Genomic DNA, 22,823 nt, shown 5'->3' with positions numbered 1-22,823 from the left:
ATAAGGGTTTTCCATGGCGTTGAGTGAATTTGAACTCATCAAACGGTACTTCTATCAGTCGGCCCGCGCCTTTGGCGTCAATATGGGCATTGGCGACGACTGCGCTCTGCTGACCGTGCCCGACAATAAAATGCTGGCCGTGTCCATGGACACGCTGGTGGGCGGTATCCACTTTCCGCGCAATGCCGATCCCGAGCTGATCGCCGAGCGCGCCCTGCGGGTAAATCTGAGCGACCTGGCCGCCATGAGCGCCGAGCCACTGTGGTTTACTTTGGGTTTAACACTACCCAAGGTCGACGAACAGTGGCTAGAGGGCTTTGCCAAGGGGCTGTTTACCGTGGCCGATGACTACAATATCGCCCTGGTGGGGGGCGATACCACGCGCGGGCCGCTGGCCATTACTATTCAAGTGCACGGCGCTGTCGACAGCGACACCGTGATGATGCGCGCCAATGCGCGCGTCGGCGATGTGGTTTTTGTCACCGGCCACCTGGGCAATGCGGCGGCGGCACTGGCGGTCATTCGCCAGGAACTGAACGTGGGCAAGTCGGCGTTCAGCTATTTTATGTCGCACTATTATCGCCCGGTGCCACGCATTAAAGATGCCAAATTATTGCGCGGACTAACCAGTTGCGCGATCGATATTTCCGATGGTCTGCTGGCGGATCTGGGCCACATCTGCGAGGAAAGTGGGGTAGGCGCTAAGATCGATATCGAGCGAGTGCCCGTTTCGGCGGCGCTAAATAAAGTGGCCGAGGCCGAACAAATTGCCGATTGGGCCCTGGGCGGTGGCGACGACTACCAGTTGTGTTTCACCGTGTCGCAACAACACCTGTCCAAGGTGGAACAACTCATCGCCAACGGTAAGCTTCAGGCCACGGCGGTGGGTGAAATTGTGAAGGGCAGTGGCGTGGCCTGTTTGTTGGAAGGTGAGCCCTATGAGCCAAAGCGGCGCGGCTACAGCCACTTTGACCCCAGCTAATCCCCTGCCCAGCGCCAAGCAGTTGTGGTCCAATCCACGCCTGCTGTTGGCACTGGGCTTCGGCAGCGGCCTGGCGCCGAAGGCACCGGGCACAGTGGGCACACTGGCGGCATTGCCTATCGCTTGGTTGATGCAATGGTACCTGCCGCTGTGGGGCTATGGCGTTGCGATCCTTGTGGCCGGAGTGGCCGGTATCTATCTGTGTGGCTACGCGGGCCGCTGGTTGGGCGTGAGCGACCACGGCGCCATTGTGTGGGATGAATTTGTCGGCCTGTGGATTGCGCTACTGTGGGTGCCCGCGCATTGGGTTTGGTGGCTTTACGGCTTTGCACTGTTCCGGCTGTTTGATATTTGGAAGCCCTGGCCCATCGGCTGGGCCGATCGCCAGGTCAAAGGTGGGCTGGGGGTGATGCTGGACGACATCCTGGCCGGTGTTATGGCACTGGCAGCGCTGCAGGCCACTGGGTGGTTATGGCCGCTCTAAGCGCATGGCGCGCGCGCTGGTTGCTGGCGCTGATGTTGCTGCTTGCTGGCCCGGCGCCGGCCAGTGACTTGGATATTCAGGCCCAGGGGTTGCTAAAGGGCAATGCGGTGCTGTCGATCAACGGCAAGGTGCGCTTGCTCAAGGAGGGCCAAACCAGCCCCGAGGGTGTGACGCTGCTAGAGGCCACCAGTAAGTTCGCGCGTTTACGCTACCGGGAACGCGAACTCACCCTGACGCTCAGTCGACGAATCAGTGGCCAATTCAAACCGGCAGAAAAGGCCGAGGTGCGGCTGCCAAGCCGTGGCGGTGGCCACTATTGGGCCAACGGCAGTATCAACGGGCGCGCGGTGGCGATGATGGTCGATACCGGCGCCACCCGTGTGGCCCTCAGCGAGCTGCACGCCAAGGCCTTGGGCATTCGCTACACCGATGGCCAACAAGGTATGGTGAGTACGGCTTCGGGACGGGCCAAGAGTTGGCGGGTACAATTGGATTCAGTGGGTATTGGCGGCGTGATTGTCCACCAAGTTTCCGCTGTGGTTATCGAAGGCAGCTATCCGGAAATGGTGCTGCTGGGCAACAGCTTTCTCCGCAAGGTCGATCTGGATCAGGAGCAGGGTGTGCTGGTGATTCGCTCGCGGCTCTAGCAAGCGGCGCGCGCACCTGTTTATTGAGGTTTACTTGTGAGTATTCGCTATATTGAATCATCCCGGCTGCCCACCCCGTGGGGCACCTTTGACATGCACGGTTTTGAAGACCCGGACAACAATAAAGAGCACCTGGTGCTGACCATGGGCGATGTGCGGGGCGAGGAGCCAGTATTGGCGCGCATCCACTCCGAGTGCCTGACGGGCGACGCCTTGTTCAGCTTGCGTTGCGATTGCGGCGCCCAGCTGCAGGCCGCCATGCACAAGATCGCCCAGGCTGGGCGCGGGGCTATTTTTTACCTGCGCCAAGAGGGCCGGGGCATCGGCCTGCTAAACAAAATCCGCGCCTACAAACTGCAGGATTGCGGTGCCGACACAGTAGAAGCCAATGAGGCCCTGGGTTTTGGCGCCGACGTGCGCGATTACAGCATTCTCAAGCCCATGATTGAACATCTGCAGATTGCGCGTATTCGGCTGATGACTAACAACCCCCGCAAAGTGAAGGCATTCCAGGACATCGGTATTCCCGTCGTGGAGCGCATTGCGCACCAGACCGGCCGCAACCCGCACAACCTCAAATACCTGGAAACCAAAAAGGGCAAGCTGGGACATCTTTTCACCGAGGGCGGCGACGACAGTTAAAGCCCGCAGGCATCGACATTTTCGACTAAATTTAACTCCATGCCCTCGGATTGAGTCATGGAATGAAACAGTTGGGAGTGTCACTGACCGCCAAACCGCCTTGGCTGGTGCTGTTGATTTCAGTGTCAGTGAGTATTTTTGCGGCCTACATCACCGACCAACAGGCGCAAAAAACGGGCTATGCCCGGTTTGAGCGGCAGGTTGAGAAACTTACTTTCGATATATTCCATCAACTGGATACCTACAGTGGGCTGCTGCGCGCGGGCGTGGGGCTTTTTTATGCCTCGGAAGCGGTGACCCGCGACGAGTGGCGGCGATTTGTGGAAACGCTGGAAGTCGAGCGCTATTACCCGGGTATTCAGGGCATTGGCTACGCGCGCTATATTCGCGCCGAGGAAAAGGCGGCCTTTGAGGCATCCATTCGCGCAGAGGGCTTTGACGGTTTTGCCATTTCACCGAGCGGCGACCGACCGGTATACACCCCCGTTACGTATCTCGAGCCTTTTACCTGGCGCAATAAACGCGCTTTTGGCTACGACATGTTTTCCGAGCCGGCGCGCCAGCACGCCATGACCCGCGCGCGCGACAGCGGCGATGCCAATATCAGTGGCCACGTAATTTTAGTGCAGGAAACCGATCAGGACGTCCAGGCCGGCTTCCTGATGTATGTGCCAGTGTACGACCGGGGTGCCGACCCGGGCGGCATCCGCGCGCGTCGCGAAAGCCTGCAGGGATTCGTGTACGCGCCCTTTCGAATGGGGCGGCTACTCTTGGCAGTGGCTAAGGACAGCATGCATCAGTTGCGCTTCCAAATACTGGACGAGGGGCCGGACGCCAAGCAGTTGTATAACTCAGACCCGGCGAGCGAACAGGCCGCCGGGCGCTATCACCAGCGGGTGCCCATGGATTTCGGAGGTCGGCGCTGGACCCTGGTGGTTAACAGCACCCAGTCCTTTGATGATCTGCTGCAAGACAACAGCGCGCGCTGGGTACTGGCAGCGGGGTTGCTCGACAGCTTTCTATTGTTTTTCATTGTCTTAAGCCTAGTGGCGCACCGCAAAAGTGCGTTGCGCCACGCCGAGCGCATGGCCGAACAATTACTGCTGGCAGAAAAATTCCGCCAAATGGCCGATTTTGCACCCACCGCGCTCATCACCGTCGACGCCGGCGGGTCAATTGAGCTCAGCAACCGCGAGGCGCACAGGTTGTTTGGCGAGGGTTCCAACCAACTGACGGGCAAGCCCCTCAGCCGGTTCATTCCGGACGGCAATCTCGCCGAGGCCGCCGAGGGCGTGGCCCAGGCTGCCGCCTGCAAGGCGGCCGATGGCCGTCAAATCCCCGTCGAGCTGGCTCAGCAGAAGATTGAAATGGAGGGCAAGCCCTTCGCCGTTGTGGCGCTGGCCGACGTGACCGAGCGCAAATACCAGGAGGATTTATTGCGCCGAAAAACTGCCGACCTGCAACAATTTGTGTACGCCATTTCCCACGACTTGAAATCGCCCCTGGTGGCCATCACTGGGCTGGCCGATATGTTGGGCGAGTTGCCCGCGGTGCAGGCAGATGGCGAAGCAACGCAGCTACTGGGGCGTATCAGTGCTAATAGCCGGCAGATGGAACAGTTACTGAAAGATCTGCTGGCGCTGTCAAAGGTGTCCAACGAGCCCTTGGCGCTGGAGTTTATCGATCTGGATTGGCTGCGCGAATATGTCACCCAAATGTTTGCCGAGCCCGTGGCCGCCGCAGGGGGCGAGCTCCAGCTACACTTAACTGGGGCGGGCTTTTGGGCCCACAAAACACTCATTACTCAATTGCTGGCGAATTTGATTAACAATGCCATTAAATACCGCAGCCCAGTGCGCGCCCTGCTGGTGCAATTGACCCTGACTGTCGCCGACGACGGCAGTGTCGAACTGGCGGTGGCCGACAATGGCTTGGGCATTGCGCCAGATTGGCATCAAAAGGTGTTCAACGTGTTCACGCGTCGAGCCACCAGCGGCACACAGGGCTCCGGCATTGGGCTATCCATTTGCCAGGCCGTTGTGGCGCGTCACCAGGGCCGAATCTGGGTGGAAAGTGATGTACAACAGGGTGCAACATTCTTTGTGGTATTGCCCAAGCTGAAGGAGTAGTTAGGTGCCGGAATCAACACACATCACGCAAAGTTTGCGCATTTTGCATGTGGAAGACTCCATCGACCACCAGTTGATTATGCGGTCGTTGCTGAGTAAAACGGGTTTGACCTATTCGCTAACCCAGTGTGATAGCCGCGATGTGGTCAAGCTGGAGCTGGCGTCCAATCCACCTTTTGATCTGGTGTTACTCGACTATCTACTGTCAGACGGTACCAGCGAATCTATGTTGGGCTGGTTTACCGGCGTGCCGGTGGTCATGGTGACGGTCATGGAGGATGAGCAAATAGATTCAAAACTGATGCGCATGGGGGCGGCTGATTTTGTGTGTAAAAGCGAATTGTCGCCCAGTCTGTTAACCCGCATTATTCGCCACGCCCTCGATCGACAGAATATACTCAATCAGCTGATCGAAGAATCCTGGCACGATTCGCTCACCGGCCTGTACAACCGCCGCTTTGCACTGCGCGAAGTGGGTCGTCTACTCAGCGAGTTCAAGCGCTACGGCAGCGAGTTTAGCTGCGCCATTATCGACATGGATGGACTGAAAGAAATTAACGACACCCACGGGCATCTGGTAGGCGATCGCGCAATTAAACACATTGCCTCCGCCATGACGACGGTGCAGCGCGATGACGACATTGCCGCGCGCCTCGGTGGCGACGAATTTCTACTGATATTTCCAAAAACCTGCGCCGAAGATGCCCAGCAGTGTTTAACCCGCATGAATGAGTATTTAGCGCACCACCCGATGCAAGATAGCGCTATCGCTTTGGAACTTTCTGTCAGCAGCGGGCTGGTACAGAGCGCAGGCGAGTCGGTTCAGCGATTGCTCGAGCGAGCCGACCAGCAGTTATACGACGCCAAGCGGCAGGGCAAGAATTGTATTTCTAGTTAATACACGCGCGGTGCCGCCTATTGTTAGGCCGTCAGTGCCAGCGCGCGCGTGATAAATCCTTTTTAGAGTATGGCTATGCAGACATCGTGTGCGCGAATTTTACTAGTGGAAGACAATATCGATCACGCCATGTTAATTCAGTCGGCCTTGACCTGTGCCGAGGTGGAAGTGGTGCAGTTGCCCAGCGCCGAGCTGGCGCAAGACTATTTAGCCGCCGGCGACCGGTTGCTGGCATTAATGTTGGTGGATGTTAAGTTGCCGGGCGACAATGGGGTGGCGTTTTTGCAGTGGGTTAAGCAACATCCCGTCCACCAGGTGACTCCGGTTGTTATGCTATCAACGTTGGATAATCCGCGCGATATTACTCAGGCCTATCGCTGCGGTGCCAGCGGCTATTTCACCAAGCCCGTGGGGCTTTCTGCGCTAAAGGCAAAGCTCGGGGTGCTACTGGACTATTGGTTGCGCGCGTCCCTGCTGCCAAAAAACTTTAGCGCTGAGCGCGATAAAAATGTGCCGTAATTGGCGCGCACAGTTCATTAAAGCTGCGGTTATTCAAAGTCGCTGATAGTGGCAGGTTCGCCGTACTCATCGACACACCGGCTGGGAATATGCAAGGACGCCTTGCTGGTGCGCAGAGCCTTTTTAATACTGGCCAGATAGTCGCACCGGTCGTCCGATGTCAATTCAAACTCGACTTGTTCGAGACGATCGAAATTACCCAGGTACTGCAGGTCCTGCACTGGATTGTGCTTCAGCTTCAGGTACTTCAATTCGTCCAGCCCCGACAGAGACCAAATACTTTTTATGTTGTTGCGCGTCAGATTGAGCGCCTTCAACTTGTAAAGTTTGCTAATGGGCTCTACGGATTCGATGCTGTTAAACGACAGATGCAGTTCGGTCAACTCGGTAAAATGTTCAAGGCCATTAAGTCGACGAATGCCCTTGTGGTCGCAGCCCAGTTTTTTGAGGGCTGTGATGTGGCTTAAGGGTTCGCGCCCGCCGTGCGCCAGCGCGTCTTCCACGGCGCTTTTGACACAGTCATACAGGTTGGCATCCACCAGGCCCAGCTCGTCGAGCCGCAGCATGGCCGTCTCGTATTCGGCGCCGCCGGCTTGACGCGCCAAGCGCGCGGTCTTGAGCTCGGCATAGCGCAGGCTGGCTTCGGATTCCGCTTGCACCTGGCTGGGCGCGGGGCCACTGGCGCATTTTACCAGGGTAAACATGGCTGCCGCTGTGGCCATAAAAATGACAACTGACTTCTTTTGCATAGGACTTAGGCGTTTGCCGCGGTGTCTAGGGCCATTTGCGCCAGGCGCGTGGCAATTGTTGCGTGAATGCCCTCGGCGTCGAGACCAGCAGCAGCCAGCATTTCTGCCTGTTTGGCGTGTTCGATGTAGCGATCTGGTAGGCCAATGGGCAGCAGAGGTACACCGATATTGTGGGTGTTTAAATACTCGCTCACCGCCGAGCCAGCGCCACCGGCCAGCGTGTTTTCCTCCAGCGTGACCAGCAGTTGGTGGCTGGCGGCCAGGGTGTCGATTAACGTTTCGTCGAGCGGCTTAACCCAGCGCATGTCCACCAGGGTTGCATTTAGCTGGCTGGCCACTTTGCGCGCCGGCGCCAGCAGTGTGCCGAAACACAATATGGCCACCCGGGTGCCCTGTTGAACAAGACGCGCTTTGCCCACTGGTAAAGGCGTCAGGTCGGCTTGAATCTCGACGCCGGTACCCGTGCCGCGCGGATAGCGCACAGCGGCGGGCCCAGGGTAGTGGTAGGCACTACAGAGCAGCTGCCGGCATTCGTTTTCATCGGAGGGCGCCGCGATCACTAGGTTGGGGATGCAGCGCATGAAGCTTAAATCGAAGGCGCCGGCGTGAGTGGGGCCGTCTTCGCCCACCAGCCCGGCGCGGTCGATGCCAAAGGTGACATCCAGGTTCTGAATGGCCACATCGTGCACCAGCTGATCGTAGGCGCGCTGCAAAAACGTGGAGTAGATGGCCACCACCGGTTTTTGTCCCTCGCAGGCTAGGCCGGCGGCCAGGGTGACCGCGTGTTGCTCGGCAATGGCCACATCGTGGTAGCGCTCGGGAAAGCGCTGGGCAAACTCCACCATGCCGGAGCCTTCGCACATGGCCGGTGTAATGCCCACCAGGCGTCCATCCCGTTCGGCTGTGTCGCACAGCCAGCGGCCAAATACGTCTTGGTATTTGGTCTTTTTGGTGGCGCTGGTGTCTTGCACCGGCGCTTTGGGCTCGATTTTGTTAAGCGCGTGGTAGCCCACGGGGTCGGCTTCGGCGGGGGCAAAGCCGCGGCCTTTTTGCGTGATGATATGCAACAGCTTGGGGCCTTTAATATCGCGCAGGTTGTCCAGGTAGCGCACCAGTCGCTCGGTGTCGTGGCCGTCGATGGGGCCGACGTAATTAAAGCCCAGCTCTTCAAACAGGGTGCCGGGCGACACCATACCCTTCATATGCTCTTCGGTTTTGCGCGCCAGCTCCCAGGCGGACGGAATTTTGGACAGGACTTTGCGGCTGCCCTCACGCAGGGCGTTGTAGGTTTTGCTGGCCCAGATACGCGAAAAATAGGTGGCCAGGCCGCCCACGTTTTTGGAGATCGACATGTTGTTGTCATTCAGGATCACCAACATATCGGTTTCCGTGTGCGCGGCGTGGGTCAGGGCCTCAAAGGCCATACCGGCGGTCATGGCGCCATCGCCGATAATGGCGACGGTTTTGTGCGGCAGTCCAGCCATTTCATGGCCTAGCGCCATGCCCAGCGCCGCCGAAATAGAGGTGCTGGAGTGGCCCACGCCAAAGGTGTCGTAGGGGCTTTCGCTGCGCTTGGGGAAACCCGCCAGGCCGCCCTTCTGGCGCATGGTGAGCATCTGTTCGCGGCGGCCGGTCAGTATTTTGTGGGGGTAGGTCTGGTGGCCCACATCCCACACCAGCTTGTCGTCCGGCGTCTGGTAGACATAGTGCAGCGCCACGGTCAGTTCCACCACACCCAGGCCGGCGCCAAAATGGCCGCCTGTTTGCCCCACGCTGTACAGCAGGTAGTGGCGCAGCTCTTCGGCCACTTGGGGCAATTGGCTGACATCGAGTGCGCGCAGGTCGGCCGGCGTGTCAATGCGGTCGAGCAGGGGCGTCGCGGGTCGCTGGCGGGGTATTTCGTTAAACATGGTTTGGATTACGTTGGCTGCGGGCGCTATTCACCGGATCGGCCATTTTAGGCGCCGGTGTCTCAAATGACTAGGGCCTGTTTACAGTGGGGTTGCCTCAGGCGCGGCGCTGAACAATGTAATCGGCCAGCTGGCGCAGCGAATCCGCCCCGCTGTCAAAGTTCGACAGAGCCGCCAGTGCCTGGACGTGCAGTTGTGCGGCCTTGGCTTGCGCGGCCTCCAGTCCCAGCAGAGAGACGTAGGTGGGCTTATTGTGTAAGTGGTCCGCGCCCTGCTGTTTGCCTAGTGTCTCGGTATCCGAGGTGACGTCGAGAATATCGTCCTGTACCTGGAATGCCAGGCCAATGGCTCGGGCGTAATCGGTGAGCGCCGCCAGCGCTTGGCTGTCGGCGCCCGCCGCCAGTGCGCCCATGCGCACGGCGGCCAGAATCAGGGCGCCGGTCTTGTGGTTGTGCATATTTTCCAGCTGCGCCAGCGTCAATTGTCGATTGACGGCTGCCAGATCGATGGCCTGGCCCAATACCATTCCGCGCGCGCCGCTGGCCTGGGCTAACTCGCGCACCAGCTCGACGGCGAGGGCCGCCGGCAGCGGGCAGTCGGCCAATAATTCAAAGGCCAGGGTTTGCAGGGCATCGCCCGCCAAAATCGCGGTGGCTTCGTCAAAGGCGATATGCGTTGTGGGTTGACCCCGGCGCAGGGCGTCGTCGTCCATGGCCGGTAGGTCGTCGTGTACCAGGCTGTAGGCGTGGATGGCCTCCAGGGCAGCGGCGATGTTTTCCAACCCGGCCGGTGGCTGCTGGCTGACTGCCTGGGCGCTGGCATAAACCAACAGGGGGCGCACGCGTTTGCCCCCATTGGTGAGGCTGTAGGACATGGCCTCGCGCAGTTGGGCGTCTGCCCCGGCACTGTGCATCAGGGCTTTTTGCAGGCGCGCATCCACTGCGGTGCGTACCGTCTGGCTGAGCGCGGCTAGTTGGCTGTGCATGGGTTAGTCGTCCTGCTCACCAGGTGCCAGCGGGCTCAGGCTGATGTCGCCATTTTTTTCCATGAGCACCTGCACCCGCTGTTCTGCGGCTTGCAGTCGCGCCTGGCACTCGCGCGTGAGCTGTACGCCCTCTTCAAAGGCCTGGAGCGAATCTTCCAGCGATAGGTCACCCTTCTCCATGCGCGCCACCAGCGCTTCGAGGGCGGCGAGTGACTGCTCAAAATCCTGATTCTTTTTACGGGTGGCCATGGGGACTCCTGGGAACTGTCGCTGATGCGGGGCGCCCCTATCACCGGCGCCTGAACTGTGGGGTGCGAGCCTATACGAGGGGTTGGGGTGGGTCAATCCAGAGTGGGATTGACCACACACATGTGGGGCTTTTTCATGCTAATCCCGTATTCCTAACTAAACTAAAGCCGTAGCCACCCGGTTCAGAAAGCCGGGGTGCGGACGATAAACAGGGTAGATGCCCGGAACTGGCTGGCGGCATCTGAGCGATTAAGGAGTGTTTTGTGGATTTAGCCACGCTCATAGGACTGTTGGGAACCATCGGTCTAATCATTACTGCCATGTTAATGGCAGGCAATCTGGGGATGTTTGCCGACGCCCCGTCATTTGTGATTGTGGTGGGTGGCTCCGTCTTTGCGGTGATGATCAAGTTTGGGTTGTCGCACTACCTTTCGGCCATGAAAATTGCCGGCAAGAGTTTTGTGTTTAAAAGCACCGACCCCCAGGATTTGATTGCCGAAATCGTCGAGCTGGCAGATGCCGCGCGCAAGGGCGGCTTGCTGTCGCTGGAAGGTAAAGAAGTCAGCAACAGCTTTTTGCAAAAGGGCATCCAGTTGCTGGTGGATGGCCACGACCCCGAAGTTGTCAAAACCCTGCTGAACAAAGACAAAGCGCTGGCGGTGGAGCGGCATGAATCCGGTGCGGCGATTTTTGGCGCCATGGCAGAAACGGCGCCGGCCATGGGCATGATCGGCACTCTGGTGGGGCTGGTCGCCATGCTGTCGAACATGGACGATCCCAAGGCCATCGGCCCCGCTATGGCGGTGGCTCTATTGACTACCCTCTACGGCGCGATCATGGCAAACGGCATTTTTGGCCCCATGGGCGATAAGCTCAAGCTGCGGGCCTCCGAAGAAGCCATGGTCAAAAACCTGGTCATCGACGCGCTGCTCGCCATCCAGGGCGGCCAGAACCCACGGGTTATTGATTCGATGCTGCGCACCTACCTGCCAGAAGGCAAGCGCGAAGCGGCTGACGCAGGCTAGAGGAGCAGGCTGTGGCCGACGAAGAGCACGACTGTAAATGTCCGCCCCCCGGGCTGCCCGCGTATATGGGCACCTTTGCCGATTTGATGGCGCTGCTGATGTGCTTTTTTGTGCTGCTGCTGTCCTTTTCGGAAATGGATGCCATGAAATTCAAGCGCCTGGCGGGTTCGATGGCACAGGCCTTTGGGGTGCAAAATAAACTGAACGTGGACGATGTACCCAAGGGCACCAGCGTCATCGCCCAGGAGTTTAGCCCCGGCATTCCCAACCCCACGCCCATCAACGAAATATGGCAAAAAACCCAGGACGTTACCGAAATGAGTCTGGAGGTGCAGTGCCAGGAAGAGTACGACATCGAACAGGGCGAGCAAAACAACGAGGCGGGAATTAAATCGCGCCTGAAGCAGAAACTGGAAGAGCTCATTCAGCAAACCGAACAGGATGCCATCGAGTTGGCGCAATCGCTGCACGATCAGATAGTGGCTGGCGAAATTGAAATAGAAACCCAGGGGCGCAAAATTATTATCCGTATCCGCGAGAAAGGTTCATTTAAGTCTGGCTCTGCAGAGTTGGTGGGTAATTACGCCGATGTCATGGAAGAAGTGCGCGCAGTGCTCCGTTCCAAGCCCGGTAAAATAGAAGTGCAGGGCCACACGGATAATGTCCCTATTGCCACGGCGCGTTTTCGCTCGAATTGGGAACTCTCCTCTAGCCGCGCAGTATCGGTGGCGCAGGAATTAATGCGCGACAACGAAATTAATCCGCGCCGTTTTCAGGTGTCGGGTTTTGCCGAAACCAAACCACTGGCCGCTAACGACAGTGCCGAAAATCGCGCGCGCAACCGACGGGTGGAAATTGTGATTCAGCAGGGGCTGGACGCCGATATTTCAGAGGCCGATATCGAAGTGTTAAAAGAAGAAGGGCAAGATATTTTGCGCGATTTGAATCTCGACCCGGAGTACTTGTTTGAATTAGATCCCAGCGAGGTATTCTGATGTCGGAGCGACGCCGTTTTTTTCGCATTAACGACCGGGTGGGCGTAGCCTATCGGGTGTTGACCGAGGCGGAGGCCAACAGCCGTCAGGAGCAAGACGCTCAGCCCGCGGACACCCAAAGCCTGCTGGCGCGCTACGAGCAAACCATCGACCAACTGCTGCCGCAGGTAGAGTCTGCATTAGTGGCCGAGTTGCTGGGCACGCTCAACAAAAAACTGAATTGCATCATCGCCCAGTTAGAGCTAGACAGCCAACTGGTGCGCGACCTCGCCCACAAGGTGCGGGAGGTGAATATCAGCGCCTGCGGCATGGCCTTTGTGGCCGAAGAGGCTGTGATGCCCGGTAAAATTCTGAGCCTGGATTTGTTACTGCGACCCGAGGGCACCCAATTAGCCACCTATGGGCAGGTGCTCAGCTGTGAAAAGACCGATGAAGGGCACTACCTGCGCATCAATTTTATTTCCCTTAGTCCCTTTGATCAGGAAGTGTTGATCCAGCACATTGTGCGCCGTCAGGGCTGGCTGATTCGCGAGCAGCGCGACCGCCTGCAGGCCGCCGAACAGTCGGAATTACAGGCCGCCCTGCAGCAGGGTACTGTGACGCCGCGCACAAAATAGCGGTTTGTAAGCAATGGCTTACACGCATTGTCGACTTTAGCCACTGTCCGGCCTGCGCCATTGGCCCGACAATGCGCGGGTAAGGACACAAATCAGGGACGATGGCAGGGAGTTAGATGGATCGATGCCGCATATCACCCCAAAGGAACTTAGGGTCATCCTGTAAACGCCGTAGCACTTGTGCTGCGGCGTTTTAGTTTGTGGGCTTTTTGTCTTAAAACTGTCCCATTGCTCCGGTAAAAAGGGTTGACGCTGTGTATGAATTTCATACACTGAAGAAACCAGACAGGAGGAATTCGCCTTCAACCAGTGTGCTTGCCCCACAAGTGACAAGCCCCTGTCGTCCACTGCGGCGGCCGTCAGCGCCCTCGCCCCTGTTTTCGGCCCCCACGGCCTGCACCCCTCACTAGCTTTCGTACCCTGCGCACCGTTGTTTTCACGGATTTCCCCCCAGTGTAACAAGGAGAGAGTCGATGCCTGAGCCCCGCATATTGCGTCTCAATTTGGCCGGTCAGCCAATCGAGTGGATTCATTGGCAGGATGCCGTGTGTTTGTATGCTCGCGATCTGGTGATTTGGAGTTTGGGGGGCATAGTGCGCCAGGTGTGTGGCGGCCGCTCTCAATTGACCGGTTTAACCAGCCGTATGCAGTTACCTTCCATCATCGCCTGCGGCGGCGAGCGCATGGCGCCCATGCGCACCGTGCCGCCGCTCACCAACCGCGCCTTGTTTCGGCGCGACGATTATCGCTGCCTCTATTGCGGCAAGCACTTTAATTTTTTGCAGCTGTCGCGCGATCACGTGCACCCCACCAGCCGCGGCGGTCGCGACAAGTGGGAAAACGTTGTGGCCGCCTGCAAGCGCTGCAATCAGCACAAGAGCAACTTTTTACTCAGCGAAATCGACATGCCACTGATTGCGCTGCCCTATCGGCCAAACAATGCCGAGTACCTGGCGCTGGTCAACAGCGACCGCATCCGGGGCGACCAAATGGAATACCTGCGCCCGCAATTTTCCAGCAACTGCCGCTGGCTATAGCACTTTGCTGGCCGGTTTCGACGGTCAGGAAATAGGTTATCCTGTGCGCTGTGCTAACAAAGAATGGTGTGCAGGTGGAGATTTATTTAGTGGGTGGCGCCGTGCGCGACGCCTTGTTGGGTTTTCCGTTTCACGAGCGCGACTGGGTGGTGGTGGGTGCAACGCCCGAGCAAATGCGCGCCCAGGGCTTTGAGCCAGTGGGCAAAGACTTTCCGGTTTTTTTACATCCGCACACCAAAGAGGAGTATGCCCTGGCGCGCACTGAGCGCAAATCCGGTCGCGGCTACACCGGCTTTACCTTTCACACAGATCCCTCGGTGACATTGGAGGAAGATCTCGTTCGGCGCGATCTCACCATCAACGCCATGGCCCGCAAAGACGACGGCACCGTGATCGACCCCTACGGCGGCCAGCGCGACCTGGCCGACAAACTGTTGCGCCACGTGTCGCCGGCCTTTGCAGAAGACCCCGTGCGCATTTTGCGCATTGCCCGCTTTGCGGCGCGCTACCATCACCTGGGTTTCCGCGTGGCTGGCGACACCCGCGCGCTCATGCAAAACATGGTAAACGACGGCGAAGTGGATCACTTAGTAGCCGAGCGGGTGTGGAAAGAATTGCAGCGCGCGCTGGCCGAGCCGCATCCGGAGATTTTTATCGAAACCCTGCGCGACTGCGGCGCCCTAGCGCGCATCATGCCCGAACTAGACTGTCTGTGGGGCGTACCACAGCGGCCGGAATACCACCCGGAAATCGACACGGGTGTGCATACCATAATGACCTTGCAGCAGGCGGCGCGGCTTTCCGACGACGTGCGGGTGCGCTTTGCCGCGCTAGTGCACGATCTGGGCAAAGGCGTCACGCCCAAAAATGAATGGCCGCGCCACCTGATGCACGAAACGCGCGGCGCGCCCTTAGTGAAAGCCGTGTGCGAGCGCCTGGGGGTGCCCAAGGAGCATCGCGAACTGGCGCTGCAGGTTTGCGAACAGCACTTGAATTGCCACCGGGCCTTTGAATTGAAGCCCGCCACGGTGCTTAAATTGTTGCAAAAGCTGGATGCCTTTCGGCGCCCCGAGCGACTGCCGCTATTCGCGCAAGCGTGTATGGCCGATGCGCGCGGGCGCACCGGCTTTGAAGATAAACCTTACCCGCAGGCGGCCTATTTGCAGCAGGCATTAACGGCTGCTACGGCGGTGCAATCGCAGGATTTAATCGCGCAAGGTATCAGCGGCAAAGCGCTGGGTGAGGCAATCAACAAAGCCCGTACCCAGGCGATTGCTGAGATGAAGGCGGCGCTGCCGCAAGCTTAATTTGTGGCAGCCTATCGATTGCCGAAAAAGTCAGTTTAAAAAACGGCGGTAGTCTGCCAGTGACTGTGGCGCGCAAAATTTTGTTAAAGGGCCTGCAAAGAAAGCGGTACTCGGCCGTTTAATTCAGCGCAACAGCTCGCGCCCCTGCCACAAAAAATTCACCGGCCAGAGTTGCTGTGCGGTTTTATCGTAGTCGGCCCAGAGTTGTGCGTAGGTGCTTTGGGTGCCGGGCAGGCAGTGGTCGGGTGCAATTTCCGCCAGCGGTTGCAAAACGAAGGCGTTGTAGGTGATTTCTTCGCGCGGCAGCAGTATGCCCTGGTGCTGGCCGGTCAGTTCGCCGTAGGTGAGGATATCGATGTCCAGCGTGCGCGGGCTGAATTTAGGGCCGTCGCGCAGGCGCCCGTTGTCGTCTTCGATGTGTTTCAGTGCTTGGGCCACCTGCACCAAGGGCAAGGTGGTGCGCGCCGCCACCACCAGGTTGTAAAAGTTGCGCCCGTTAAAGCCCACCGGCAGGCTTTCGTACACCGAGGAAATGTCGAGTTCGCCCAGCAGCGCCTGCAGGGCATCCAGGCCGGCGCACAGGTGCCTGTGTTTATCGGTATTGCTGCCCAGGCCTAAAAACAATTCAACCATGGGCCTGGCTTCCGCGCTCAATGGTGACGCTGACATTGCGCGCGCGCGGCAGGGCGCCGGGTTTGGATACGCGCAGGCGCAACCAGCTCACGCCAAATTCCCGCTGCACCAGCTCGGCCACTTGTTCGGCCAGGGTTTCGATGAGCTGGTGCTGGGTGGATTCGGTAAAGTCGATCACGCGATCGCTGAGCGTTTTGTAGTCCAGGGTTTTGCCAATGTCATCGCTGGCGGCGGCCGGGCGAATGTCTGTGGCCAGGCACAAATCAAACACCAGCTCCTGGCGAATGCTGCGCTCCCAGTCGTACACCCCGATAACGGTTTGCGCGCGCAAGCCTTCGATGTCGATGCGATCGGAATTATTGGTCACGGGCAGCTCCTGCGGGCGTGAGCTGATCCATGGGCCAGCGCGGGGTTACCTGGATGGCGAGCTCGGCCGTTTCGCCGGCCAGCAGGCGTTGGGCGCCGGCGTAGGCAATCATGGCGCCATTGTCGGTACAAAATTCCTTGCGCGCGTAAAACACGCTGGCACCAATTTTGGCCAGTTGGGTTTCCAACTGGCTCCGCAGGGACTTATTGGCCGACACACCGCCGGCAATCACCAGCCGCTTGTGGCCAGTTTGCTTGAGGGCGCGGCGGCATTTAATCACCAGCGTGCCCACCACTGCCTCCTGGAATGCCAGGGCGATGTCGGCACAGGTTTGGTCGTCCGGCAGGCCGTTGGCACCGGCGTGCTCGGCCACGGTGTTTAGCGTAAAGGTTTTTAAACCGCTGAAACTGAAATCCAGGCCCGGCCGGTCGGTCATGGGGCGCGGAAAGGTAAACCGGCCCGGCGTGCCGCGCTCGGCCAAGCGCGCGATGTGGGGGCCGCCCGGGTAATCCAGGTCCATCATCTTGGCGGCTTTGTCAAAGGCCTCGCCGGCGGCGTCGTCCAGGGATTCGCCCAGCAGTTGATAGCGGCCAATGGCCTCCACATTCACCAGCTGCGTGTGCCCGCCCGAGACCAGCAGCGCCACAAAGGGAAAAGCCGGTGGGTTGTCCTCCAGCATGGGCGCCAGCAGGTGGCCCTCCATGTGGTGCACGCCCACGGCGGGAATATTGAGTGCGTAGGCCATGGCGCGACCCACGGCGGCGCCCACCATCAGGGCCCCCACCAGGCCGGGGCCGGCGGTGTAGGCGACGGCGTCCAGATCCCGCTTGCCGAGCCCGGCCTTGTGCAGCACCTCTTCGATCAGCGGCAGCGTCTTGCGCACATGGTCGCGCGAGGCCAGTTCGGGCACCACCCCGCCGTATTCACTGTGTACGGCTATCTGGCTGTAGAGGGCGTCGGCCAGCAGGCCGCGCTCTGTGTCGTACAGGGCGATGCCGGTCTCGTCGCAGGAGGTTTCAATACCAAGTACGCGCATAGCTAAAATAATGATGTTGTAGGCTGGGCGGGCATGATAAAGTCGCCGCCCTTCAGATGCCAGCTCAGATACCAGCATAGTCTGACTTTGTATGGTCTAAAATAGACGGGCATCAGAGGCTTGATGTTGGACTTCTATGTGTATAGAATCTGCGCCCCTTGGAATCGGGTCTGTAATCTATCGGATTCGAGTGAGAATTTAAAACAGTCAGGTAATGAAATGCCTTCAGTAAAGATTAAAGAAAACGAGCCCTTTGACGTGGCTCTGCGTCGCTTCAAGCGTTCATGTGAAAAAGCCGGTATCCTGGCTGAAGTTCGTCGTCGCGAGTTTTACGAAAAGCCCACTACTGTACGCAAGCGCGAAGCCGCTGCCGCTGTAAAGCGTCACGCTAAGAAGATGTCTCGCGAAAACCGCAAATTCCAGCGGATGTACTAAGTTAGCCTGACACCTTTCAGGTAACTTTTTCAGATCTGACTGCACGGCCGGATGTCCAAGCTCCGGCCGTTAGTCGTTTAAGGCCAAAAAATACGCCGTTTTTGCAGCGAACGTCTGCAGCCGGTTAGGCCCGTCAAAAGATCCGACGCACCGCACGCCGCTACCACCTCAGGGATGCCTGCTATGTCTACCGAGCTTAAAGATCGCATTACCGACGCCATGAAAGATGCCATGCGCGCGCGGGAAAAAGAGCGTTTGAATGCCATTCGCCTGATTCAGGCCGAGTTTAAGCGCATTGAGGTAGATGAGCGCATTGCCGTCGACGACGAGCGCGCCCTGGCCGTGCTGGATAAAATGCTCAAGCAGCGCCGCGACAGCCTGGCCCAGTACGAGGCCGCTGGCCGCGAAGACCTGGCGGCGGTAGAGCGGTTTGAGATGGGCGTGATCCAAGGTTTTCTGCCCGCCCAGCTCACCGACGCCGAGCTAGCCGTGATCATCGATCGGGCCATAGCCGACAGCGGCGCCGAGTCCATGCGCGATATGGGCAAAGCCATGGCGCTGATCAAGCCGCAAATTGCCGGCCGTGCCGACATGGGCGCCGTGAGCAAATTGCTAAAGGCCAAATTGGGCTAAGCCATTATTGGCCAAAACGGCGGCGCTGGTTAAACTCCAAGCCTCACTTGCGTAACACCGGACTTCCATGGCTGGCTTGATACCCCAAGATTTTGTTGACGACCTGCTCGATCGCATCGACATCGTCAGCCTTGTGGACAGCCGCGTAAAACTCAAAAAAACCGGTAAAAACTACAGCGCCTGTTGCCCCTTCCACGACGAAAAAACACCTTCTTTTACCGTTAGTCAGGACAAGCAATTTTTCTATTGCTTTGGCTGTGGCGCCAGCGGCAATGCGGTGGGCTTTCTCATGGACTACGAGCGGCTCGACTTTCCCGATGCGGTTGAGTCCCTGGCGCATCTGGCGGGCCTGGAAGTACCTCGCGAAAAGCGCAGCCCAGAGCAGCAAAAGCAGGCCCAGGCGCGCAAAAGCCTGTACACCCTGCTGGAAAAATCCGCCGAGCACTTTGAGTTACAACTCAAAAGTCACCCGCAGCGCCAGCGGGCGGTCAACTATCTGAAGGGGCGGGGTTTGACCGGCGAGGTGGTCAAGGCTTTCGGCGTGGGCTATGCGCCACCGGGCTGGGACAATCTGCTCAAGGCCCTGGGTCACACCGACGAGGATAAAACCCTGCTTGAGGCGGCGGGCATGCTCATCGCCAGCGAGCGCGACAGTTCGCGCTACGACCGCTTCCGCGAGCGGGTGATGTTCCCCATTCGCGACATTCGCGGCCGGGTCATCGGCTTTGGCGGCCGGGTGCTGGACGACAGTAAGCCCAAGTACCTGAATTCGCCGGAAACGCCGGTGTTTCACAAAGGCAAAGAGCTGTACGGCCTCTACGAGGCGCGCCAGGCCTACAAAGATATTCCGCGCCTATTGGTGGTGGAAGGCTACATGGACGTGGTGGCTCTGGCGCAATTTGGTTTGCGCTATGGGGTGGCCACGTTGGGCACCGCCAGCGGCGAAGAGCACCTGCAACTGGCCTTTAAATACACCAGTGAAGTTGTCTTCTGCTTCGATGGCGACAACGCCGGCCGGCGCGCCGCCAAGCGCGCGTTGGAGGTGGCCCTGCCGGTGATGCAAGACGGACGCACCGTGCGGTTTTTATTTTTGCCCGACGGCGAAGACCCAGACACGCTGGTGCGCCAGATAGGCCCGGAAAAATTTGAAAGCCTGATTCGCGATCGCGCTATTCCGCTCGAAGACTACCTGTTTGACTCAGTGTCAGATGGTCTGGATTTTAAGCGGTTGGAACACCGGGCGCGGCTCAGCAAGCTGGCGGCACCGCTGATTTACCGGTTGCCCAAAGGGGTCTACCGCGAGCTGATGTTTCAGCAGTTGGCCAAGCGCACGGGCCTGGATCGGGCCACCCTTATGGAGCTGGCCGAGCGCCCGCCCGAGCCGGTCGCAGAGACGCCGCCGGCACCCGAAGCGCGCGCGCGCGACACCAGTGCGCCAGCGCAGGGCCCGGACGACTACGCAGACTACGGTTCAGACTATGACCCAAACTACGACGGCTATGTGCCCGCCGGCGACGACGAGTTTGGTCCGCCGCCCGACTACGAGCACTACTCGGCCGGCGAGGAAGCCCTGCCGCGCCAGCCGCAGCTGTTTGCGCCGCGCTCGGCGAAAAGTGTGCACTTTACGCCGGCTCGACTGGCGGCTGCGCTATTGCTCTACCACACTGAGCTGGTCGAGCAGGCGGCGCAGGAGTTAATGGCGCTTACCGCGCTGGAAGACCCGGATCTACCGCTGCTGCAGGCCTTGGTGGACTTTTTGGCGGCGCGTCCCTCGGTCACCATCGGCCAGGTGCTGGGCCATTGGCGCGGTGCCCACGGGCCGGAGGCCGAGGCCAAAATTGGCGAGTTGGCGGGCATGCACCTGTTTACCAGTGTGGCCGCCGACGACCAAACACCGGCCCTGCGGGCCCAAGAATTGAGCGATATTTTTAAAGAGCTGCGCCGGCGTTTGGAGCAGCAGGAACAACTGCCGTTGATCGACAAGGCCAAGCGGCAGGGCTTGAGTGCTCTCAGCGCTGAAGAACGTGAACAATTACGCGAAATACTGGCGAAAAAAGCCTGAATCGGTGGCCTCTAGGCCGGTTGGATTCTGGCCCCCGGCCCCCATATAGCGTTATAATGCGCGGCTTTTGCGTCCCCCCACCTCATCTGGTAATACACAGGGTTCAGAATGGTTGATATTGGCAAGCAGCAGCAATCACGAATTAAAGAATTGATTGCTCGCGGTAAGGAACAGGGTTACCTCACCTATTCCGAAGTGAATGACCACTTACCAGAGGATATTTCTGACCCGGATCAGGTTGAAGACATCATCCAGATGATCAACGACATGGGCATCAAGGTGTTCGAAACCGCACCCGATGCCGATACGTTGCTGATGACCGATGGCGACAACGCCGCCGATGAAATCGCCGCCGCCGAAGCGGCCGCCGCCCTGGCCGCAGTGGAAACCGAAGCCGGTCGCACCACCGATCCCGTGCGTATGTACATGCGCGAAATGGGCACCGTCGAGCTGCTGACCCGCGAAGGCGAAATTGCCATTGCCAAGCGTATTGAAGAGGGCATCCGCGAGCTGATGCACTCGCTGGCCTACTGGCCGGGCGCCGTGCAGCAGCTGATCGACGAATACGACCTGATCGCCAAAGAAGAGCGCCGCATGGTGGATGTGATCGCCGGCTGGTTAGACCCTGCCGACGAAGTGCCCACCGCCGCCGAACAGGCGCAGATGCGCGAAGACGCCGCCAACGCCGCCGCTGAAAACGAAGACAGCGACGACGATGACGACGACGATGATTCCAGCACCGACGACGACAGCAACGACGGTGGCGTAGACCCAGAAGAGGCGCGCGAGCGCTTTGAAGCCCTGCGCGCGGCCCTGGTCAAATACGAAAAAGCCGTGGCCAAAAACGGTCGCAGCCACAAGACCACGGAAAAGCTCATTAACGAAGTGGGCGATATCTTTAAGTTCTTCAAGCTGCCACCGCGCCAGTTCGACCCGCTCTACACCCGTGTGCGCGGCATGCTCGATCGCGTGCGCGCCGAAGAGCGCGCCATCATGAGCCTGTGTGTGCGCACCGCCGGCATGCCCCGGAAAACCTTCATCAAAGAATTTCCCGGCAGCGAAACCGATGAAAACTGGGTAGCAGACATCATCAAGAAAAAGCGCGACTACGCCGAGGCGCTCAAAGCCATCGAGCCGGAAATCGTGCGCAGCCAGCGCAAGCTGCAGCAAATTGAAGCGGAAACCGATTTAGATCTGGCGTCTATCAAAGAAATTAACCGCCGCATGTCCATCGGCGAAGCCCGCGCCCGCCGCGCCAAAAAAGAGATGGTCGAGGCCAACCTGCGCCTGGTAATTTCTATTGCGAAAAAGTACACCAACCGCGGCCTGCAATTCCTGGATTTGATTCAGGAGGGCAACATCGGCTTGATGAAAGCGGTGGATAAATTTGAATACCGTCGCGGTTACAAGTTCTCGACCTACGCCACCTGGTGGATTCGTCAGGCCATTACCCGCTCCATCGCGGATCAGGCGCGCACCATCCGGATTCCGGTGCACATGATAGAGACCATTAACAAGCTCAATCGCGTCAGCCGCCAGATGTTGCAGGAAATGGGTCGCGAGCCCACGCCCGAGGAATTGGGCGAGCGCATGGACATGCCGGAAGACAAGGTGCGCAAGGTGCTGAAAATCGCCAAAGAGCCCATCTCCATGGAGACGCCCATCGGCGACGACGAAGATTCGCACCTGGGTGATTTCATCGAAGATAACACCATCACCTCGCCGGTAGATTCGGCCACCGTTGAAGGTTTGATCGAAGCTACGCGCGATGTATTGTCTGGCCTAACCGCGCGCGAAGCGAAAGTGCTGCGCATGCGTTTCGGTATCGACATGAACACCGACCACACGCTGGAAGAAGTGGGCAAGCAGTTCGACGTTACCCGCGAGCGGATTCGTCAGATTGAAGCCAAGGCGTTGCGCAAATTGCGCCACCCCTCGCGCTCCGATCACCTGCGCAGCTTCCTGGACGAATAACGCAAGCGTCCATTTCGACTTTAAAAAGCGCTCCCTGTGAGCGCTTTTTTTTATGGTTGCGGCGTGGTCTCGGCGCTGGCGGTGCGCTCCACAAAGTCTGCCAGGGTTTGTCGCACAATGGGATAGAAGGGGTTGTAGCGCAATCGCGACAACTGCTCCATCGATACAATAAACGCGCCGCGCTCGCCCAGCCCGCCGCCGCTGCCTAGGTGCAGCACAGTGGCCGGGTCGTCGTTATCGCCGTAGAGCGGATCTTCGGGCGGGTAGGGCAGCGCCACGTGCGACAGGGAGTAAACGCGCTCGGGCCAGGCGAGTTCCGTGGCGTGAGTTTCCTGGGTCATCTGGTAGCGCGCGCGCAGGTAGCGATTAACACTGCGCGAAGTGTCGTTGCCCACGCGCACGTAATCGAAGGGCAGCGGGCCCGCGTTCAACTGTTGCAGCAGGGGTTGATGCTCGCTTTTCAAATAGCCCTGCTGCGCCGCCAGGTGATTCACGTCAAATAAAACTA

24 protein-coding genes are annotated in these 22,823 nt (G+C 58.8%); 16 read left to right on the top strand and 8 right to left on the bottom strand.

What is annotated here, in order from left to right; all coding sequences use genetic code 11:
- Nucleotides 1-13: 13 nt before the first annotated feature.
- The 7 genes from thiL to ACW8F6_RS01450 all read left to right on the top strand — a co-directional run bounded on the left by thiL (nt 14) and on the right by ACW8F6_RS01450 (nt 6,301).
- Nucleotides 14-982 carry a thiamine-phosphate kinase gene (gene thiL / locus ACW8F6_RS01480; protein ID WP_491574062.1) on the top strand — a complete coding sequence of 323 codons (969 nt, stop codon included), beginning with the start codon at nt 14-16 and terminating at the stop codon, nt 980-982.
- Complete coding sequence (locus tag ACW8F6_RS01475) at nt 939-1,466, top strand: phosphatidylglycerophosphatase A family protein (protein WP_491574061.1); 528 nt, start codon at nt 939-941, stop codon at nt 1,464-1,466. Before thiL ends, ACW8F6_RS01475 begins: the two co-directional genes overlap by 44 nt.
- Entirely contained in the window at nt 1,454-2,113 is a 660-nt protein-coding gene (locus ACW8F6_RS01470; protein WP_491574060.1) for a retropepsin-like aspartic protease family protein, read from the top strand. Before ACW8F6_RS01475 ends, ACW8F6_RS01470 begins: the two co-directional genes overlap by 13 nt.
- Before the next feature lie 36 nt (nt 2,114-2,149).
- Nucleotides 2,150-2,755 carry a GTP cyclohydrolase II gene (gene ribA / locus ACW8F6_RS01465; RefSeq protein ID WP_491574059.1) on the top strand — a complete coding sequence of 202 codons (606 nt, stop codon included), beginning with the start codon at nt 2,150-2,152 and terminating at the stop codon, nt 2,753-2,755.
- Nucleotides 2,756-2,817: 62 nt separating this feature from the next.
- Complete coding sequence (locus ACW8F6_RS01460) at nt 2,818-4,884, top strand: CHASE domain-containing sensor histidine kinase (RefSeq protein ID WP_491574058.1); 2,067 nt, start codon at nt 2,818-2,820, stop codon at nt 4,882-4,884.
- Between the two features lie 4 nt (nt 4,885-4,888).
- Complete coding sequence (locus ACW8F6_RS01455) at nt 4,889-5,782, top strand: GGDEF domain-containing response regulator (RefSeq protein ID WP_491574057.1); 894 nt, start codon at nt 4,889-4,891, stop codon at nt 5,780-5,782.
- 75 nt (nt 5,783-5,857) lie between these two features.
- Nucleotides 5,858-6,301 (top strand): response regulator, encoded by a 444-nt coding sequence (locus ACW8F6_RS01450; RefSeq protein WP_491574056.1) that lies wholly within the window; start codon nt 5,858-5,860, stop codon nt 6,299-6,301.
- Between the two features lie 29 nt (nt 6,302-6,330).
- Here the strand turns inward: ACW8F6_RS01450 and ACW8F6_RS01445 are convergent, their stop codons facing one another.
- From ACW8F6_RS01445 to ACW8F6_RS01430, 4 genes are all read right to left on the bottom strand, one after another.
- Complete coding sequence (locus tag ACW8F6_RS01445) at nt 6,331-7,050, bottom strand: leucine-rich repeat domain-containing protein (RefSeq protein WP_491574055.1); 720 nt, start codon at nt 7,048-7,050, stop codon at nt 6,331-6,333.
- A 5-nt stretch (nt 7,051-7,055) separates the two neighbouring features.
- Nucleotides 7,056-8,960, bottom strand: coding sequence for a 1-deoxy-D-xylulose-5-phosphate synthase (gene dxs, locus ACW8F6_RS01440; protein WP_491574054.1), 1,905 nt, complete (start codon nt 8,958-8,960; stop codon nt 7,056-7,058).
- A 97-nt stretch (nt 8,961-9,057) separates the two neighbouring features.
- Complete coding sequence (locus tag ACW8F6_RS01435; protein WP_491574053.1) at nt 9,058-9,945, bottom strand: polyprenyl synthetase family protein; 888 nt, start codon at nt 9,943-9,945, stop codon at nt 9,058-9,060.
- A 3-nt stretch (nt 9,946-9,948) separates the two neighbouring features.
- The gene (locus tag ACW8F6_RS01430; RefSeq protein WP_491574052.1) at nt 9,949-10,194 is read right to left on the bottom strand and encodes an exodeoxyribonuclease VII small subunit; all 246 of its coding nucleotides are present in this window, start codon (nt 10,192-10,194) and stop codon (nt 9,949-9,951) included.
- Between the two features lie 263 nt (nt 10,195-10,457).
- Between ACW8F6_RS01430 and pomA the strand changes: the two genes are divergently transcribed.
- The 5 genes from pomA to ACW8F6_RS01405 all read left to right on the top strand — a co-directional run bounded on the left by pomA (nt 10,458) and on the right by ACW8F6_RS01405 (nt 15,175).
- The gene (gene pomA, locus ACW8F6_RS01425) at nt 10,458-11,219 is read left to right on the top strand and encodes a flagellar motor protein PomA (protein ID WP_491574051.1); all 762 of its coding nucleotides are present in this window, start codon (nt 10,458-10,460) and stop codon (nt 11,217-11,219) included.
- A gap of 11 nt (nt 11,220-11,230) precedes the next feature.
- Nucleotides 11,231-12,214: a flagellar motor protein MotB gene (locus ACW8F6_RS01420; RefSeq protein ID WP_491574050.1), complete on the top strand. Its 984-nt coding sequence runs from the start codon at nt 11,231-11,233 to the stop codon at nt 12,212-12,214.
- The gene (locus ACW8F6_RS01415) at nt 12,214-12,831 is read left to right on the top strand and encodes a PilZ domain-containing protein (RefSeq protein WP_491574049.1); all 618 of its coding nucleotides are present in this window, start codon (nt 12,214-12,216) and stop codon (nt 12,829-12,831) included. The genes ACW8F6_RS01420 and ACW8F6_RS01415 overlap by 1 nt, the downstream gene beginning before the upstream one ends.
- Nucleotides 12,832-13,304: 473 nt before the next feature.
- Complete coding sequence (locus ACW8F6_RS01410) at nt 13,305-13,868, top strand: HNH endonuclease (RefSeq protein WP_491574048.1); 564 nt, start codon at nt 13,305-13,307, stop codon at nt 13,866-13,868.
- Between the two features lie 74 nt (nt 13,869-13,942).
- Nucleotides 13,943-15,175: a multifunctional CCA addition/repair protein gene (locus ACW8F6_RS01405; RefSeq protein WP_491574047.1), complete on the top strand. Its 1,233-nt coding sequence runs from the start codon at nt 13,943-13,945 to the stop codon at nt 15,173-15,175.
- Nucleotides 15,176-15,298: 123 nt separating this feature from the next.
- Here ACW8F6_RS01405 and folK read toward each other — a convergent pair whose 3' ends face one another.
- The 3 genes from folK to tsaD are packed head-to-tail and all read right to left on the bottom strand — an operon-like array spanning nt 15,299 to nt 17,211.
- The gene (folK, locus tag ACW8F6_RS01400) at nt 15,299-15,808 is read right to left on the bottom strand and encodes a 2-amino-4-hydroxy-6-hydroxymethyldihydropteridine diphosphokinase (protein WP_491574046.1); all 510 of its coding nucleotides are present in this window, start codon (nt 15,806-15,808) and stop codon (nt 15,299-15,301) included.
- Nucleotides 15,801-16,175 (bottom strand): dihydroneopterin aldolase, encoded by a 375-nt coding sequence (gene folB / locus ACW8F6_RS01395; RefSeq protein ID WP_491574045.1) that lies wholly within the window; start codon nt 16,173-16,175, stop codon nt 15,801-15,803. Before folB ends, folK begins: the two co-directional genes overlap by 8 nt.
- A complete protein-coding gene (gene tsaD, locus ACW8F6_RS01390; RefSeq protein WP_491574083.1) occupies nt 16,165-17,211 on the bottom strand; it encodes a tRNA (adenosine(37)-N6)-threonylcarbamoyltransferase complex transferase subunit TsaD in 1,047 nt (348 codons plus the stop codon). The genes folB and tsaD overlap by 11 nt, the downstream gene beginning before the upstream one ends.
- Nucleotides 17,212-17,430: 219 nt before the next feature.
- Here tsaD and rpsU point away from each other — a divergent pair, with 219 nt between their 5' ends.
- From rpsU to rpoD, 4 genes are all read left to right on the top strand, one after another.
- Nucleotides 17,431-17,646 carry a 30S ribosomal protein S21 gene (gene rpsU, locus ACW8F6_RS01385; RefSeq protein ID WP_491574044.1) on the top strand — a complete coding sequence of 72 codons (216 nt, stop codon included), beginning with the start codon at nt 17,431-17,433 and terminating at the stop codon, nt 17,644-17,646.
- A 183-nt stretch (nt 17,647-17,829) separates the two neighbouring features.
- Entirely contained in the window at nt 17,830-18,279 is a 450-nt protein-coding gene (locus ACW8F6_RS01380) for a GatB/YqeY domain-containing protein (protein ID WP_491574043.1), read from the top strand.
- 67 nt (nt 18,280-18,346) lie between these two features.
- Nucleotides 18,347-20,341 (top strand): DNA primase, encoded by a 1,995-nt coding sequence (dnaG, locus tag ACW8F6_RS01375; protein ID WP_491574042.1) that lies wholly within the window; start codon nt 18,347-18,349, stop codon nt 20,339-20,341.
- Nucleotides 20,342-20,449: 108 nt separating this feature from the next.
- Nucleotides 20,450-22,315, top strand: a complete 1,866-nt coding sequence (rpoD, locus tag ACW8F6_RS01370) for an RNA polymerase sigma factor RpoD (protein ID WP_491574041.1) — start codon at nt 20,450-20,452, stop codon at nt 22,313-22,315.
- 50 nt (nt 22,316-22,365) lie between these two features.
- Here the strand turns inward: rpoD and ACW8F6_RS01365 are convergent.
- On the bottom strand, nt 22,366-22,823 hold a 458-nt coding region (locus ACW8F6_RS01365), incomplete at its 5' end, for a hypothetical protein (RefSeq protein WP_491574040.1).

Source organism: Simiduia sp. (assembly GCF_058345725.1).
Note: the sequence above shows the minus strand (reverse complement) of the source record. Positions and strands in the feature narration are given on the sequence as shown.

Coding starts and splice junctions, on each gene's coding strand:
- thiL (WP_491574062.1), top strand. CDS start 14: ATGGCGTTGAGTGAATTTGAACTCATCAAACGGTACTTCTATCAGTCG.
- ACW8F6_RS01475 (WP_491574061.1), top strand. CDS start 939: ATGAGCCAAAGCGGCGCGGCTACAGCCACTTTGACCCCAGCTAATCCC.
- ACW8F6_RS01470 (WP_491574060.1), top strand. CDS start 1,454: ATGGCCGCTCTAAGCGCATGGCGCGCGCGCTGGTTGCTGGCGCTGATG.
- ACW8F6_RS01460 (WP_491574058.1), top strand. CDS start 2,818: ATGAAACAGTTGGGAGTGTCACTGACCGCCAAACCGCCTTGGCTGGTG.
- ACW8F6_RS01450 (WP_491574056.1), top strand. CDS start 5,858: ATGCAGACATCGTGTGCGCGAATTTTACTAGTGGAAGACAATATCGAT.
- ACW8F6_RS01445 (WP_491574055.1), bottom strand. CDS start 7,050: ATGCAAAAGAAGTCAGTTGTCATTTTTATGGCCACAGCGGCAGCCATG.
- dxs (WP_491574054.1), bottom strand. CDS start 8,960: ATGTTTAACGAAATACCCCGCCAGCGACCCGCGACGCCCCTGCTCGAC.
- ACW8F6_RS01435 (WP_491574053.1), bottom strand. CDS start 9,945: ATGCACAGCCAACTAGCCGCGCTCAGCCAGACGGTACGCACCGCAGTG.
- ACW8F6_RS01430 (WP_491574052.1), bottom strand. CDS start 10,194: ATGGCCACCCGTAAAAAGAATCAGGATTTTGAGCAGTCACTCGCCGCC.
- ACW8F6_RS01415 (WP_491574049.1), top strand. CDS start 12,214: ATGTCGGAGCGACGCCGTTTTTTTCGCATTAACGACCGGGTGGGCGTA.
- ACW8F6_RS01410 (WP_491574048.1), top strand. CDS start 13,305: ATGCCTGAGCCCCGCATATTGCGTCTCAATTTGGCCGGTCAGCCAATC.
- folK (WP_491574046.1), bottom strand. CDS start 15,808: ATGGTTGAATTGTTTTTAGGCCTGGGCAGCAATACCGATAAACACAGG.
- tsaD (WP_491574083.1), bottom strand. CDS start 17,211: ATGCGCGTACTTGGTATTGAAACCTCCTGCGACGAGACCGGCATCGCC.
- rpsU (WP_491574044.1), top strand. CDS start 17,431: ATGCCTTCAGTAAAGATTAAAGAAAACGAGCCCTTTGACGTGGCTCTG.
- ACW8F6_RS01380 (WP_491574043.1), top strand. CDS start 17,830: ATGTCTACCGAGCTTAAAGATCGCATTACCGACGCCATGAAAGATGCC.
- dnaG (WP_491574042.1), top strand. CDS start 18,347: ATGGCTGGCTTGATACCCCAAGATTTTGTTGACGACCTGCTCGATCGC.
- rpoD (WP_491574041.1), top strand. CDS start 20,450: ATGGTTGATATTGGCAAGCAGCAGCAATCACGAATTAAAGAATTGATT.